The organism is Puia sp. P3, assembly GCF_050632245.1.
GTDB lineage: Bacteria > Bacteroidota > Bacteroidia > Chitinophagales > Chitinophagaceae > Puia.
Map to the genome: position 1 here is coordinate 4,511,665 of NZ_CP192583.1, position 15,516 is coordinate 4,527,180.

Consider the following 15,516-nt stretch of genomic DNA (forward strand, 5'->3'; position numbering starts at 1 on the left):
TGGCTTACTTTAAAAGGTTATATTACAACCAAGGTTGACACGTCTGATAGTAGGATATGCCGTGGCCGCCCCCTGACTCACTTCACGGTCATCGGGCATCTTCGTCCACAGCAAAAGATTGTCGCCGTTCAGGTATACCCTTAATCCATTGATCCCGACCCTGCGCACTCGGGCCGCATTGAAGGTGTAGGCGAACTCGGCGTTCTTCAGCCGGATATAGGAGCCGTCATACAAATAAGTAGTGCCGTAATAAGGCATCACACTCGCATAACGCGGTACCGGCACCGCGGCGTTCGTATTCTGCGGAGACCAGTATGCCCCCTGCTTGTAAACGTTGTCGTAATGATACTGGCCGCCAAAACTGACCAGTTGCAGATACCTGTTCGCGTTGCTGACACCGTAGAACTGCACGAAAAGGCTAAACCCTTTCCATTCCGCGCCGATCGTGGCGTTATAGGTATTCTGCGGACGCTCCGGATAGCCGGCCGGCACTACGTCTTTGTTATCCACCACACCGTCCCCATTGTAGTCGATCATATTCAGATTGCCCGGCAGTTTCTGATTGTCGTACGTGTTCAGCTGCGTGCTCCCGTATACCTGGTCCCACGTATTATAATACCCGCTGCTCACATAGGAATAGGCCTGACCGATCTGCTTTCCGGCTTTCTTGAGGTAATCGTCTAGCAACTGCGGATCATCCGCATCGACGATCTTATCTTTCGAGTGCGACATGTTCACATTCGCCCACACACGCAAATTCTTCGACACCCGCTTGTTGAGACGGAGCTCTACCTCATACCCCTTATTCCGCACCTTCCCCAGATTGGCCGTGGCAGGCTGCACCCCAAAATAAGAAGGCACCGCACGACTCGCTCCATTCAGTAAAATATCGGTCCGGTAGTCGCTGAACACGTCGGCCGTTCCCGACACCAACCCATTCAGCAACGTAAAGTCGAGCCCCAGGTCCTTCTTGGTCACGGTCTCCCAGTGAATATCCGGATTACCCACATTGGTATGCGCTTCCGACCACCACGTATACGGACTGTTCTGTCCCGAAGAAGCGCCCAGCGGAGTGTTCCCGCCGTACGTCCAGGTCGTCATATACAGCCACCGGTTCGTGATATTGTCATTACCTACCTTTCCATAGGAACCCCGCAGCTTCAGCACATTCACAAAAGTCACATCCTTCATGAAATTCTCATTGCTGATCAGCCAGCCCGCAGCGGCCGATGGAAAAAGGCAAACCGGTAGTTGGGCCCGAACTTCTCCGAACCATTATACGCGCCGTTGAACTCGGCGAAATATCGCTGATCATAATTATAGGTAACCCTGCTCACCCAGTCCTCCCGGAAATGCTCGAACTCACTGCCCGTCGCATACCGGTCCCGGCTGAACAGCCCCATCGCAGTCAGATCGTGCTTGCCGAACTTCCTCGCATAGTCCACCTGCACCTGGTAGAACATCTTGCGATAGGTCGATCCGTTCTGCACCGTATCCGGCGTAGGCGTCCACCTGTAGGGTATCCAGTTGAACTGGTTCGTCCCCAGGTATTGACTGTAGGTCGTATCCCCCGTAACAGGATCGATATACTCCTGCTGGATGTTCCCGTTGTCATAGATCCCCCTGCGTTACAAAGGCATTGTCGAAAGACAGCGTGGCCTTTGCCGCCAGTCCTTTGAGAATAGCGCCGAGGTCCTGCCTAAGCGTAAAATCCGTGTTGATTCTCGTCGTAGTCGTCTTCCGGACCCCGTTATTACCCATCGTCGCGGCAGAGTTGATCGTGGATACCTGCTCGGCCGGGAAATATCCCCACCCCCCATCGTCATAACGCGGATAATAAATATCGGGCGCATTGCTATAAATGCTCTGCCAGATCCTGTATTCCCAGCTGTCCTGACCCCACGCATCCTGCTTCACACCGTATGAGCCCGAAAGGTTAGTCGTAAGGGTAGTCGATTTGGTAAGGGTAAAATCCAGATTCGTCCCGGCATTGATCCGGTCAAATCCATATCCCGGCTTATAGGACTTGTTGTTATCGATCTTCTTGATGATATCTCCCTCATGTAAAAAATCCACCGAAGAAAAATACTTGACGAACTTATTGCCTCCGGAAATATTCAGATTGGCATTGTACGACATCGTGAATTTCTTCACTATCTGGTCCTGCCAGTCGACATTGGGATACCTCTCGGCCTCCGCCTGATTGGCGGGATGACGATACTTTTCCAGTTCGGCAAAAGGAACATATTTGCCCCATGACGACGGCGATACCCCCAGCTCGTTCTCGATAGCCATATCCCTTACCCGCAGCGCATCATAGGAATCGTACTTGCTCTCCAGCTTTGAAGGCAGCTTCATCGTCGAATTGGCCGTCAGCCGGATATCGGCCTTCCCCTCTTTACCCCGTTTGGTAGTGATCAGGATGACGCCGTTCGCACCCTTTACACCGAACACCGCCGTAGCAGAGGCGTCTTTCAATACCGAGATATTCTCCACCGAACCGATATCCACGCTGCTCATCGGTCGCTCGATACCATCCACCAGAACCAACGGATCGCTGTTATTCCATGTACTCTGGCCCCGGATGTAGATTTTCGGGTCCTCCGCGCCGGGCGTACCCTGTGTCGCTACCGTAATAACTCCCGGCAAATTCCCCGTCAGAGCAGCACCCAGACTCGACACGCCACCCGTTTTTCCAGCACGTCACCCTTCACCTGCGCTATTGCACCCACAACACTCTCCTTCTTCTGCCGGCCATATCCTACAATGACCACATCATCCAGCGTAGCGGTACTGTCTTTCATCGAGACGGATATATACCCGTCCTTATGAACACTGACCTCCTGAATAGCCTTTCCAATATGGCTGATGACAAGAATATGTTTGTCCGCCGGCACCAGAATGGAGAACCGCCCGGTCCCATCCGTCCGCGTCGCGGTCGTCGTCGCCTTCACCATGACCGACGCCCCCTCAACCGGGTTTTTCTGCGAATCGAACACAATTCCCCGCACCGTATGCGGCGCCTGGGCAAAAGCGCCGTAGCCTGCCAGGACAGCTGAAAGCACGATGATCCCGGCAAGACAACTATGTAGGTGCCTTAAAGCACTGCTCATATTAATTTTTTAATTACTTGAATAATGGAGTGTAGGACAGAAAAATAATGTCAGATTGACATTTTTAAAAAAGGCAAAGCGCCTGGCGGAGCAAAGATTCTTTTCATACATGGCAAACTAATTTTGGTAATTAATAAGCCACGAATCTATATGCTGTCCCTCAGAACCAATCGCAGAAATGTTGAAAGGATTCAGACAAATGTTGAAAATAGCATTGAAGATCAGTCTTTAACCCGCCCGGCGCGTAATATATGCCGTCAGTCACCCGCACAGCTGCCATCAGTCACCCATCCAGCCGCCGCCTGGCCCATCCGGCCGCCAACCCAAAGCCGCCGGCCGCGGTCCGACCGCATCCCGGCCCGCACCGACACGTCACGTCACCGACAGGATGACCGCTCAACACGCGGCGCCTACTTCTCCCGGCTCCGGCCGCATACTCGGAAGGCAACACCTTCATACTTCTCCTTGAATGCCCGCGTGAAATAGGTCGGCGAAGTAAATCCTACTTCATATGCGATCTGTGAAATGGACAGCCCTCCTCTGTCCAGCAATTGAAGCGCCTTTTGCAGCCTGAATGAGCGAATGAATTCCACCGGCGTCTCTCCCGTCAGTTCCAGCAGCTTGCCGTACAACGAACTTCGGCTCATTCCCAGCTCCCTGCTCAGGAATTCGACCGATAACTGTGCATCCTGCAAATGTTCCTCCAGACAACCCACTATCCTGTGCATTAGCTTTTCGTTCCCCGACTCCCCTCCAACAGCCGGAACCACCACCTTCAGCTGCTTCGTATACGTAGACCTCAGCTTGCTGTTCCAGTCGAGCAACGTCCTCATTCGGGCATTCAGCAGCTCGAAGTTGAAGGGCTTGGTGATATAATCATTGGCGCCCGTGTCCAATCCCGCCAACTGCTGCGCATCCTCCGTGAGCGCAGTTAGAAGGATCACAGGAATATGGCCGGTACGCTTGTCCGCCTTTAGCTTCCTGGTCAGCTCGATGCCGTCCATTTGCGGCATGCTGATATCGCTCACGATCAGTTCGGGATGGGCGGACAGCGCAAGCTGCCACCCCTCCTTCCCATCTTCCGCTTCCAATACATCATAATACCTCCGCAGGTTGTCCTTCAGATAGAAACGAAAGTCCTCATTATCCTCCACCAACAAAACCCTGCGCTTCACGCGCCCGCCATCCGCCCCCCCGCTTTCCGTTTCACCCCCATCCCCCTCACCCTGGCCTGTCGCCGCATCACTCTGACCCTGGCCTGTCGCCACATCACCCTCACCCTGGCCTGCTAACACATCACTCTCTGCCGGACTCCCTGCCACTACTCTGTCCTCCGCCGCACCTCCATCGGCCGCCACTCCGGTCGCCTCGCCGGCCACAGCCAGCAACAGCGTCACAGTAAATATACTTCCAAGCCCCGGCTCACTTTCCACCCGAATGCCCCCTCCATGCATCATCACAAACTCTCTGGCTATCGACAGACCAATACCCGTTCCCTGATTTAAGATAGCCCCTGTCGCCGAATGCTGAAAGAACCGGTCGAATATCCTCTCCCGTCCAGCCTCAGGAATGCCAATCCCAGTATCTTCAACGCGGATCGTCACCGGCTGACGCCCATCCGCCCCGGCAACGCCGGCTTCCAGCGACAACCCGATCCTGCCCCCTCCGGCGTGAATTTAAAGGCATTCGACAACAGATTGAATAATATCCGCTCGGTCTTGTCCCGGTCAAAAAATACAGACAGACCGGCTACATTCGTTGCAAACGCAAAATCGATCTTCTTCTTTTGCCCGAGATCGTCAAAAGAATTACCCAGCTTCACGCACGAACGCCACCAGGTCACCCGGCGACGGCTGCAACTTCAACTCCTGCTCCTCCATCTTCCTGAAGTCCAGCAACTGGTTGACCAGATTCAATAACCGCCTGCCGTTGCGCCTCACCATCACGAGCCTGTCCTCGGACCTCGTGCCCTTTAATTCCAGCAACAACTGCTCGACCGGCCCCATGATCAACGCGATAGGGGTCCGGAACTCGTGACTGAGATTCGTAAGGAACTTCAGCTTCAGCCGGTCCAGTTCCAGCGCACGACGGTTCTCCCTCCTCTCCTCTTCGATCGCAAATTTCCGGCGTACCCGCGCCAGACCCATATGACGACTGTAAAGGAGCAATCCCGCTATGACCAGCACATAAAAAATATACGCATACACGGTCCGCCAGATAGGAGGCCGCACATGGATGCGTATCGACGTGTCCCCCCTGCTCCATACTCCATCGTTATTACTCGCCTTGACCCGAAATACATAATCTCCCGGATCCAGGTTGGTGTAATACGCCGTATTCTGACTGCCTGAGCCAATCCAGTCCTTATCGAAACCATCCAGCCTGTATGCGTAACGGTTCTGGTCAGGTAAGGTATAGTTCAGCGCAACAAATGAGAGTGCAAAGTTTTGCCCAAATGCAAGATCCACCTTCCTGGCGACAGCGATCTGCTCCTCCAGAGGTGATCCGGCCCCGGGCACCACCGACTTGTTCGCCACCCGCAGATCCGTCAGCACGACCGCCGGCACATTTCTGTTCGTCGTAAGAGCCGAAGGATACAAATAGTTGAAACCCTGCTGACCTCCGAAAAACAGTTCTCCATCCGAGGTCCGCAAGGCAGAGGCATGGCAAAAATTGTTGTTTTGAAGCCCGTTGTGCGGGGTAAAATTCCGGAACACATTCGTCTCCACGTCCAGGCTGCTGATACCGCTGTTGGTGCTCACCCAGATGCGCCCACCGGCATCCTCGAGTATCGAATAGACATTCGTGTTTTGCAGCCCGTCCTTCTCCGAATAGACGACAAATTTGTCCTTCCCTTTATCATAAACACAAAGCCCCCCGCCGTACGTGCCCATCCACATCCTTCCTTTGCTGTCTGAAAAAAGGACCTGGACCTTGTCGCTCGGTAGCGCACCGGTCTCCTGGCTATATACTCTAAAATGACCCGTATGCGGATCATAGACCGCGACGCCGTCTCCATGCGAGCCGATCCATATCTTCCCTTCCGCATCCTCCGCAATATCGCGGATGAATCCGTTGACCGGCAGCCGGATATCGGAAGGCCTGACCGGATTTGGAAGCATCCGGAAGCGCAGCTTCCCATCCTTCAGTACACTGATGCCGGCGCCATTGGTGCCCACCCAAACCTTCCCTTCCCTATCCTCCCTGATACAATAAACAGAATTGATACCGGCCCCTCGTCCCGATCACTCAGAGAAACCTTCCGAGCCCGGCCGGTCGGTGGATCATATAACAGCAGCCCTTTATTGAAAGCCCCCACATACAGCTGATTGCCACGGGTACGATGCAGGGCAAGCACCAGCAGCGGCGATGAAGTCCCCCCTTCAACCACCAACGGCAGCCGCTGAAGCCGGTCATTCTTCCTGTCGTAACTGTATACTCCCCCTCCGTCGGTGCTGACCCATAAATTGCCGTCCGGCTGCTCCGCAAACGCAGTAACGATACTGCTGCGCACCCCCCATCCCGGAACGCCTCATCCATCTTCCCATCGAAAAGATTGAGATTCTTGTCATACTTATTTAAGCCGCCCCTGAAAGTACCGACCCAGTAAATTCCGTCAGGATCGATATAGATACTGGTGACCCCCTCGCTCGTCAGACTGTGCAAATTGCCTTCAGCGGGCCTGTACGTCACCGAACCACCCGATCGCGGATCGATGATCATCAGACCATCGCTGCAGCCCACCCACACATAACCGTCACTGTCTACATTGATGGCGTTGATCGTCCCCTTCGCGGCAGACTCCCCTTCGGCGACTTCTCCCTGAAAGGGATAAAACGATCTTCCCCGCCGGCAGCCGGCACAGGCCCTTCTCCGTACCGATCCAAAGGTCGCCCGACTTGTCCTCGCAGATCACACGGACACCATTGTCCCTGAGACTGCTGCTGTCACCTTCCCTGTGCAGGTATTGCCGGAAAGAGTTGGTAGCGGGCAAATACCTGAACAGACCATAATCCGTAGCCACCCAGATCCGCCCCTCATGGTCCGCATATATATTAAGGAGAGAGAACGACCGCGACCGGTCAGCCGCATACCGGTGCAGGTTTAGCCGGTCCAGCCGGCCCGACCTCGGGGTCCAGGACACACGGAGCCCCATATTCCGCCAGCCACAGCCTGCCCTGCCTGTCGTGGCATAGACCCCTGATCAACGCAAGTGGGTCCCATTACCATGGTTTGATTGCTCAGACCCTTTCGCGGGAAATTGATAAAGCAGTCCCGCTTTCGGTCATATTCACTGAACGACCCACCACCCGTTCCGACCCATAGACTGCCGGCCGCATCTTCGTGCAGCGCCAGTATCTCGTTCGACTTAAGGCTGGTACTGTCAGCGGGATTGTGCCGGTAGACGACAAAGTTCTTCCCGTCGAACTTGTTCAGCCCATCATTGGTCGCGAACCACATGAACCCATAACGGTCCTTCAGAATGGCGGTGACCGAATTCGAGAGCAGCCCATCCCTCGTGCCCAATGACGTAAAATTGAGACGTTCCGGCTGGGCCACTGCGCCACACATCCATCCGAAACCTAAGAGCAGCAAAAAAATAGGACGTAGCATACGGTATGGGTTCACTCCGGAAAGTTAATTATTTTCCACAGTCTCCCTACCCGTTCACCACACACCTCGCGCTGATCCAAAAAAATGAGACAAAATGAGCCAGGTTTGAGACGATTGAGACAAATCACCGTCCAATTATCTTATACTATTACCCTCCAATTATCTTATACTTCTTTCCAGCAATGACCTTTAATACCCTCAGCTTCTCTTTGATCCTCAACCGGCAGGTCTGCGTCACATCTGAAACCAGCGTTGCCTCTATCAACCGCCCGTTATCCCACCGAATGTCGATGGTATACCCCCCGCGTCCCCTCAATCCCGTAACGCTCCCTTTTGGCCATTCAGCCGGCAGAGCAGGCAGTAACGAAATTTCTCCCGAGTGACTCTGCATCAGCATTTCGGCAATTCCGGCAGTAACGCCCTGTATCCCCTGATTACCCTCAAAGGACGGAGTGACCCTGCTGTCCTCCGCGCGGGGATGAATGCTGACATCGGTAAGCATCGGCACCAGAATTTTATACGCAGCCTCAGCCTCCTCCAGCCTCGCATGCTGATTGATCTTCCAGGCGCCCGACCAACCCCTGTTGATATCCCCCTCCGCTGCAATACCACCCTCACCGCCTGCGCCAGTTCCGGAGTTCCGCGAAGAGTGATTGCGTCATCAGGATACGAAGCGAACAGATGCGATATATGACGATGACCCGTATCGCTCTCTTTGACATCCTCCATCCACTCCTGCAGCTGTCCGAATCTCCCGATCTTGAAAGGCGGCAATTTTTTTCGCGCACTCTCCAGTTCGGCACATAACTCCTCATCTTCCCCCAAAATCCTCGCAGCGCTGATCGTGTGACCAAATAAATTCCTCAGCAGTTCATTATCCATCGTCGACCCCATGGTAACAGCAGCCGGCTTCCCGTCGTCCGTTAACCAACTGTTTTCCGGACTCGTGGACGGACAGGTCACCAGATCACCTGTGGCCGGATCGGTGATCAAATAGTCCAGAAAGAACTCGGCTGCCCCCTTTAGCAAAGGATAGATCCGCCGAAGATATTTTTTATCGGGGTTATACTGATAATGGTCATACAACTGCTGCATCAGCCACGCGCCCCCATCGGCCAGATCGTAGCCTCATGGTTTCGGTCGGTCGGCGCGGTATTGAACCATACATCCGTACCGTGATGAGCCACCCAGCCCCGGCAATTATAAAGTTCCCTCGCAGTTCGCCTTCCCGCCTGCGCCAGCTCCTCCGTGAACAGCAGCAGCGACTCGTTCAGCCGCGCAAGACCGGTGCTTTCCACCGGCCAGTAACACTCCTGCAAATTAATATTCAGCGTCCACCTTCCCTGCCAGCGTCCCTCCATATTATTCAGCCACATATTGTGGTTGTTGAATGCCAGGGTTCCCTCACGGGCGCCGGCCAGCATCAGATACCTGCCGTACTGAAAATACTGCGCAACATACAGCGCATCCGGCGTACCGGCCCTGATCTTCTCCATCCGGTCGGTAGTACTCAACAACCCGGCAGCCCCGCCGCCAAGATCCAGCCCGCAGCTTGCAAACAACGGCATATAATCTTCCAAATGCCTCCGTTTCAGCTCACGATAGCTATGGACCGCGGCTTTCATAATGTAACCATCACAACGCCCCCTTTCGTCCCCCGAGACATCATTCCAGCTTTTCCAGCTGGTAGCACCCGCCAGCAGCAGCGTTACCGAGTTAGCCTTATTTACTCTTATAAGATCGCTCCGGTAACTGACAGTTCCGCCATCGATCACCGGCCTGAGACGCGCCGACCATTTCAGCGCTGCCGGGACAGGACAAACCGCATAGTCGCCGCCCGTCAACCCGGTATTCCTCCCATCCATCACCAGATCGCCCCCTGCTATTTTCGCTTGAGCCGAGGGCTGCAGACTGCCGAATCCCGCCTCTATATCGATACTGCCAGGCCTGTCCGCCGTAAGGCGTATGACGATCACCTGGTCGGGATAACTCGCAAAGATCTCCCGTCTATAATTAACCCCGGCTTTCCTGTAGGTAATTGTCACCACCGCACTATCCATACTCAGCTTTCTCCTATAATTTTCAACCGGCCCGCGACCACCGCCGTCAAAAAAAGAGTAAGCACACCCATGGGTTGATAGTGCTGCACGCTGGTCGGCATACTGTTCAATTGCATGGCCTCCTCGCTTGCGCTCACGTAATCTTTCCCAAGGATAAGTTTCCGCACGTTTGCCAGGATCCGCGGTCCGTTTGAATTATTCGGATCATAGGGACCGCCGGACCACAACGTCTCGTCATTGAAAACAATATCCTCTTCCCCGGTCTTCCCGCCGATCATCGCAGCGAACCTGCCTGTCGCAATCGGCAAACCCTCCCAGTATTTAGTAGCAGGCCTGTCATACCACCAGCACATTTCGTTCCTGTTCAGTTTCCCACCCTGCCCATAAGACAATACCGCATAGGCGACAAAAACCCCCATAAAAAAGCTTCTTCATAACGCGGCCAGGTTATGATCCAGTTTAATGGTACTCCCCGGTTGGATGACGAACTTTGCCGTCCTGTCCCCATACCGAACCCTGAAAGCCCTTCCGTTAAGGCTATGTATCTCCGCCGACTGCAACCGGCCCTCCTTCCATTCCATGCTCACCTCGTATCCGCCCCGCGCACAAAGACCCGAGACGGAACCGTCCTTCCATTCTGAGGACAAGGCAGGCAACAGACTTATCTCCTCGTCATGGCTTTGCAGTAACGACTCCGCAACCGCGGCCGTAAGACCGAAATTGGCATCTGACTGATTCGACCTTTTATTATGCAGATTGGGCCCCAGATAATTGCTGCTAAGAAACCTCCGGATCTCCTCGCCGACCTTGTCGCCCCGTTCCAAACGCGCCCACACGGCTATATCCCACGCCATCGGAAATCCACCAGGTGCCGGATGTACGTCCATCCATTTGCGAATTGCCCCCGCCAGGGAAGAGTCCCGGCGCAGCCTGATGGAACGACCCGGGTAGAAGGTAAAGAGCGGCGATACATTATGCCCCGCCGGCGCCTGCTTCCAGTCCTCGATCCACTCCTGTAAAAATCCGGAACTGCCTGTCTGGTAGGGCGGAAGCTTTGTGAGCGCCGCCTCCAGTCTCTTGCGAAAGTCTTCGTCTATCCCCAGTTCCTTACCCGCCGCTATACAATGCGGGAACAGCTCCCGGATAATGGCGATATCCATTGTCGGAGACGGGGATAAAAAAGCCAATTTTCCGCTGCTGTCATAGTATCCATGTTCCGGCGACATGGACAACGGAGTGACCAGCCAGCCATGTTTCGGATCGACAATCATTAATTCCAGAAGGAATCGGGCCGCCCCCCGCAGTATAGGATAATATTTTTTTAAAAAAGCCTTGTCCCCCGTAAAAGCGTAGTGCTCCCACAGATCCTGACAAAGCCAGGCGCCGCCCATCGGCCACATACCAAAACGGGCGGCATCGACCGGAGCCGTACCGAGCCACAGGTCGGTATTGTGATGCGCGACCCAGCCATGGAGATTGTAGTATTTTTGGCCGTCTCAGCGCCATTTACGGAAAGCCCCTCCAGCAGGTCAAACAATGGCTGATGGCACTCCCGCAGATTACATACCTCGACGGGCCAGTAATTCATCTCTAAATTGATATTGATAGTGTACTTGCTGCCCCAGTTCGGGTACACTTCCTCATCCCATATTCCCTGAAGATTGGCCGGCTGTCCGCCCGCCCGGCTGCTCGATGCCAGAATATAGCGCCCGAACTGAAAGGTCAGCGCTTCCAGGTTGGGGTCCGCTGCGGGCGCCCGCATGCTGTCTACAGCCGACAGCGCCGCATAGTCCTTATCGGGCGACCTTCGTACTGCCGCAAGGCGCTCGTCCGTCGGCCTGCTGTTTAAAGAATTGTCCCCGACATTCAGATGCACCCGTCCCATCAGTCCGCGAAAATCAGCAATATGCCTCTGGCGCAACACCGCGTAGCTTTTACCCGATACAGCCCCCAATATTCCTGCACATTTAGCGCCGGGGTCACCGTCGATGTTCTTATGACTGACATAACTGGTTGCGATCGCCAGCACAAAGGTGACTTCATCGGCCCCCCTGATCAGCAGAGTCGAATCGCCCGCGATAGTTTTTCCCCCGGCTGCCCGGCATTGCAATGCGGATCGAAAACGCATCCCCGGACCACTGACATCCGCAATAAGCCAGTTCTTTTTATTTCCGGACTTCCATACCCCATCCATTGCCAATGCAGCAGATGTTGCGGTAATCCTGCCCATATAGGGACTCCTGAAACCCGCCCCTCACCGAGATACTGCCCGGCCTGCTCGCCGTGAGATGAACCACCATGACGTGGTCCGGATACGACATAAATACCTCCCGCGAAAAAACTACCTCCCCGATGCGGTATTTTATTTTGACAACGCCCGTTTCCATATCCAACTCCCGCCGGTAGTCTTCCACCTTTTCGGCGCCATCGAACGACAAGCCGAGATCGCCGATCGGCTGATAAGCCTGCTGCGCACCCGGAATCCCCAGGAAATGCTCATCGACCAATTTCTCGGCATCCTGAAATTTTCCGTCAGCGACCAGCCGCCGGATCTGCGGGAAATAGTTCACCGCATTGGGGTCATTATAATCATGCGGACGCCCCGACCAGAACGTGGATTCATTTAACGCAATTCTTTCCTCTGCCGTACCGCCAAAAACCATCGCACCCATATATCCATTCCCGACAGGCATCGCCTCCAGCCACTTTTCCGCAGGCCGGCGATACCACATCACCATGCCGTCGTCCCGCTTGTCTGATGCGGCCACCCTCATCTCCTTTCCGGCATACCGCACCGTACGCGTCTCCTCCCCTCTCCCTCCTATCCAAACCACCCGTAATACGCGTTCCTTCAACGCCCCCGCAAAACTCCCCGTCGCAGCCCCGATAAGAAGCACACGCCGGCGATCATCCCACCGGAAGGGTATCTCCTGGTGTTCTCCTTTCTCGTACCCATATCCATCCCCTTTGTCGGAATACAAAGTAAATGAACCGTCCGCCCCGGTGTAAACTCTGATCTCCAGACTGTCTCCCTTCGCCTCCGCCGTCGACTGCAATACCGGCCCGATCGGCAGTATCGAGCCCGCCCTCGCAAATATGGGCATTCGCTCCGCCGGCGCCTCCGCATCCACCCAGCCCCCGCCAACAGGCTTACCCGACCAGAAGTCATACCAACCCGCACTGCCGGGCAGGTATACCCTCTCCCGCCGCACCCCTGGCTCCGTCACCGGCGCGGCCAGCAACGCCTTGCCAAACAGGAATTCATACCGCTGCCCGCAGGCAACAGAGTCGGCTCCGAAATCCATCACCAGCGGCCGCATCATCGTCGACCCATGCCGGGATACCTGCCACGCCGTACTGTAGATATACGGCATCAGTCTATATCTCAGGTCCAGCACCGTCCGCATATTCTCCATAACCGTATCGCCGTAGTTCCAGGGTTCCGTCTCCGTCTGGTAGCCATGTATCCTGAAGACAGGATTCAAAGCCCCCCACTGGAACCACCGGGTCAGCAGCTCCCGGTACGCCGGGTCCGTGTATTGCCCCTTCCCGGGCCTGAAAAAACCGCCGATATCCGTTGTCCACCAGGGCATCCCCGTCATCATATAATCCAACCCTGCCACTATCTGCCGGCGGTAAGCATCCCACGTCGCTCCGATATCCCCCGACCAGTTGATCGTCCCGTATCGCTGCTGACCGGCAAACGCCGATCGCGTAAGGATACAAACCCGCTTCGAAGGATCCGCCGCCCGCTGGCCTTCATACACAGCCCTGCTTACGAACAATGGATAGCTCAGCCGGTAAAATTCGCCCGGCCCGAGGTACGTTGCCTTCCCCTTTAAGGCGTCGTTCTCCGGCTCCGTCGCATCCATCCACCACCCATCGACCCCATGCCGGAATAAATTTTCGTTCAGCGCCGCCCAGTGCGTCGCCCGCGTCTCAGGATTGAAAATATCGATCCATGGACTGTTAGGCAGATACAGGTTCTTCGCTATATAAGGCCTTGCGACCTCCGATTTCTTGTCCAGGTTCTCCCATACCGAGACCACAAAATGTGCATTCAGCCCATGCAATTGCCCGATAAAATGATCCGGATCGGGATAGTGGTCCTCATCGAATTTGGGAACACCCCAGCCATACTTGCCCCAATACTGCCAGTCCTGCACGATCACGTCCACGGGTAACCGCCTTTTTCGGAACTCCTCTACCGTCCTCACCAGATGCTCTCCCGAAGTATATCGCTCCCGGCACTGCCAGAATCCAAACGCCCACAGTGGCAGCAATGGAACATTTCCCGACAAATTCCGGTATTCCGCGATCACCCCGTCCGCATCACCACCGGCAAAAACGACATAATCCAGACAGCGCGCATTGGGCGACCTGAAACTCGTTTCATCTCCAGCCGCCCGCCAGGACAGCTTCGGTATATTCCCGGCACGGCAAACCACCTGAACAGTATGCTCACCCGCCGCCAGACGCACAGTCTTTCCCACCGCGGGCGGCAGCCAAAGATTCGATTCATCGACCACCGCTACACCGTCGATGATCAGCAGGTGCCGGTTATCCATATTGCCCAGATCCAGCATCATACCGTATTCACCCGCCTTATTCAATGAAAAACGCCCGCTATACAGCGCCTGCCGCTGTGATATCCGCTGCGTGCCGGACGTCGTGGTCACCTCTGCTTCACGCCCCGATCCGGATACAGAATCCTGTTTAACCAGTCGCACCACACTGTCCGCCGGATTGAATTCCGTCTTTCCATACTGATGCCACAATAATCCGTACCCCTTGCTGGAATAGACCAACGGTATGGCGATCTGCGTATTCACCTGTATCAGCTGGCGACTCACATTCCTCAGGTTGAAATTCCCATCCTGGAATTGCCCCAGCCCAAAAAGATACTCGTCCGCCGGCGACTCAAAACCCTGCTCAGCCACATAACAGCGCTGCCCCATTACCGTGTCCGCCGACAACCGGCGGCTTCCCCCCTTTTCCCTTAAAAAGACCCGGCCGTCTAAAGACCGGTATTCAATGGCTCCGGATCCTTTATCATAATCTATCGTCAACGAATCCGTGCTCAGCCGCAACACGGCGCTCGTCTCCCTAAAACCAAAAGCCGGCGCCGCCGGACGATGAATAAAGATCAGGTCGGAATCGGGCCGCGGGGCACCCCTTCATCCACGTCACACGGATAGCCTTCGCCGTCAACGGCTGAATATCGAGCAGCCCCTGATCCAGCCGGATCTCCAGCCTGTCCTTTTTGACCGAATACCCACTCGTAACGCTGCCCCATCCCCACACACGGCAGCAGCCCGAATAGCCAAATGATCCATCTTCTATTTTTCATAACTATTATTCATTATTTTATCCCCCTTACGGCTTCAGCACCACCGGCTCCAGCTCCGCCGCAAACCCACCCCGCCTAAGCAGCCTCACCTCTACCTTACTCGTACGATCCACCACCTGCCAGCTCGTCACCAGCGCCTTGTCATGCTCCCCATCCGCGATCAGCGTCAGCCTGTACGACATCCCGGCGGGAAGAAAATCAAAGGTCAATTTCTTAGTTTTCTCGCGCAGCGTCCCATTCAACCCGCCCAGCCACCAGCCATCTCCCTTGCGGCGGGCAAGGACGATATCCTGCCCCGGATACCCGTCGACCAGCCGGATATCATCCCACGCGTTCGGCACCTTCATCAGGAACTGCTTCGCCGCATCCGGCAAGCCGT

16 protein-coding genes and 3 pseudogenes are annotated in these 15,516 nt (G+C 55.1%); all 19 read right to left on the bottom strand.

What is annotated here, in order from left to right:
• Nucleotides 1-9: 9 nt before the first annotated feature.
• Nucleotides 10-1,191 (bottom strand): hypothetical protein, encoded by a 1,182-nt coding sequence (locus tag ACQ86N_RS28200; RefSeq protein WP_431209963.1) that lies wholly within the window; start codon nt 1,189-1,191, stop codon nt 10-12.
• 17 nt (nt 1,192-1,208) lie between these two features.
• Nucleotides 1,209-1,490 (bottom strand): hypothetical protein, encoded by a 282-nt coding sequence (locus tag ACQ86N_RS28205; RefSeq protein ID WP_431209964.1) that lies wholly within the window; start codon nt 1,488-1,490, stop codon nt 1,209-1,211.
• 121 nt (nt 1,491-1,611) lie between these two features.
• The gene (locus ACQ86N_RS28210) at nt 1,612-2,682 is read right to left on the bottom strand and encodes a TonB-dependent receptor plug domain-containing protein (RefSeq protein ID WP_431209965.1); all 1,071 of its coding nucleotides are present in this window, start codon (nt 2,680-2,682) and stop codon (nt 1,612-1,614) included.
• Complete coding sequence (locus tag ACQ86N_RS28215) at nt 2,658-3,113, bottom strand: carboxypeptidase-like regulatory domain-containing protein (RefSeq protein ID WP_431209966.1); 456 nt, start codon at nt 3,111-3,113, stop codon at nt 2,658-2,660. The genes ACQ86N_RS28210 and ACQ86N_RS28215 overlap by 25 nt, the downstream gene beginning before the upstream one ends.
• A gap of 410 nt (nt 3,114-3,523) precedes the next feature.
• On the bottom strand, nt 3,524-4,762 hold the full coding sequence (locus ACQ86N_RS28220) for a hybrid sensor histidine kinase/response regulator transcription factor (protein ID WP_431209967.1): 1,239 nt from the start codon (nt 4,760-4,762) through the stop codon (nt 3,524-3,526).
• The gene (locus tag ACQ86N_RS28225; protein ID WP_431209968.1) at nt 4,714-4,935 is read right to left on the bottom strand and encodes a hypothetical protein; all 222 of its coding nucleotides are present in this window, start codon (nt 4,933-4,935) and stop codon (nt 4,714-4,716) included. Before ACQ86N_RS28225 ends, ACQ86N_RS28220 begins: the two co-directional genes overlap by 49 nt.
• Nucleotides 4,922-6,340 carry a ligand-binding sensor domain-containing protein gene (locus ACQ86N_RS28230; RefSeq protein ID WP_431217629.1) on the bottom strand — a complete coding sequence of 473 codons (1,419 nt, stop codon included), beginning with the start codon at nt 6,338-6,340 and terminating at the stop codon, nt 4,922-4,924. Before ACQ86N_RS28230 ends, ACQ86N_RS28225 begins: the two co-directional genes overlap by 14 nt.
• Entirely contained in the window at nt 6,259-6,627 is a 369-nt protein-coding gene (locus ACQ86N_RS28235; protein ID WP_431209969.1) for a two-component regulator propeller domain-containing protein, read from the bottom strand. Before ACQ86N_RS28235 ends, ACQ86N_RS28230 begins: the two co-directional genes overlap by 82 nt.
• 83 nt (nt 6,628-6,710) lie before the next feature.
• Nucleotides 6,711-6,896: pseudogene (locus tag ACQ86N_RS28240) on the bottom strand (two-component regulator propeller domain-containing protein); the annotation flags it as partial.
• Nucleotides 6,871-7,257, bottom strand: a complete 387-nt coding sequence (locus ACQ86N_RS28245; RefSeq protein ID WP_431209970.1) for a two-component regulator propeller domain-containing protein — start codon at nt 7,255-7,257, stop codon at nt 6,871-6,873. The pseudogene ACQ86N_RS28240 and the gene ACQ86N_RS28245, both read right to left, overlap by 26 nt.
• Nucleotides 7,218-7,727: a ligand-binding sensor domain-containing protein gene (locus ACQ86N_RS28250; RefSeq protein ID WP_431209971.1), complete on the bottom strand. Its 510-nt coding sequence runs from the start codon at nt 7,725-7,727 to the stop codon at nt 7,218-7,220. Before ACQ86N_RS28250 ends, ACQ86N_RS28245 begins: the two co-directional genes overlap by 40 nt.
• Nucleotides 7,728-7,875: 148 nt before the next feature.
• Nucleotides 7,876-8,124 (bottom strand): glycoside hydrolase family 95-like protein, encoded by a 249-nt coding sequence (locus tag ACQ86N_RS28255; protein WP_431217630.1) that lies wholly within the window; start codon nt 8,122-8,124, stop codon nt 7,876-7,878.
• 54 nt (nt 8,125-8,178) lie between these two features.
• Nucleotides 8,179-9,787 (bottom strand): annotated as a pseudogene (locus ACQ86N_RS28260) (glycosyl hydrolase family 95 catalytic domain-containing protein); the annotation flags it as partial.
• Nucleotides 9,788-9,789: 2 nt separating this feature from the next.
• A complete protein-coding gene (locus ACQ86N_RS28265) occupies nt 9,790-10,206 on the bottom strand; it encodes a glycoside hydrolase N-terminal domain-containing protein (RefSeq protein ID WP_431209972.1) in 417 nt (138 codons plus the stop codon).
• Nucleotides 10,207-10,218: 12 nt separating this feature from the next.
• Nucleotides 10,219-10,554: a glycoside hydrolase family 95-like protein gene (locus tag ACQ86N_RS28270; RefSeq protein ID WP_431217631.1), complete on the bottom strand. Its 336-nt coding sequence runs from the start codon at nt 10,552-10,554 to the stop codon at nt 10,219-10,221.
• A pseudogene (locus ACQ86N_RS28275) lies at nt 10,534-12,017 on the bottom strand (glycosyl hydrolase family 95 catalytic domain-containing protein); the annotation flags it as partial. The gene ACQ86N_RS28270 and the pseudogene ACQ86N_RS28275, both read right to left, overlap by 21 nt.
• Nucleotides 11,953-14,880: a TIM-barrel domain-containing protein gene (locus tag ACQ86N_RS28280; protein ID WP_431209973.1), complete on the bottom strand. Its 2,928-nt coding sequence runs from the start codon at nt 14,878-14,880 to the stop codon at nt 11,953-11,955. The gene ACQ86N_RS28280 and the pseudogene ACQ86N_RS28275, both read right to left, overlap by 65 nt.
• 13 nt (nt 14,881-14,893) lie before the next feature.
• Entirely contained in the window at nt 14,894-15,091 is a 198-nt protein-coding gene (locus ACQ86N_RS28285; protein WP_431209974.1) for a hypothetical protein, read from the bottom strand.
• A 72-nt stretch (nt 15,092-15,163) separates the two neighbouring features.
• On the bottom strand, nt 15,164-15,484 hold the full coding sequence (locus ACQ86N_RS28290) for a glycoside hydrolase family 97 C-terminal domain-containing protein (protein WP_431217632.1): 321 nt from the start codon (nt 15,482-15,484) through the stop codon (nt 15,164-15,166).
• Nucleotides 15,485-15,516 lie beyond the last annotated feature (32 nt).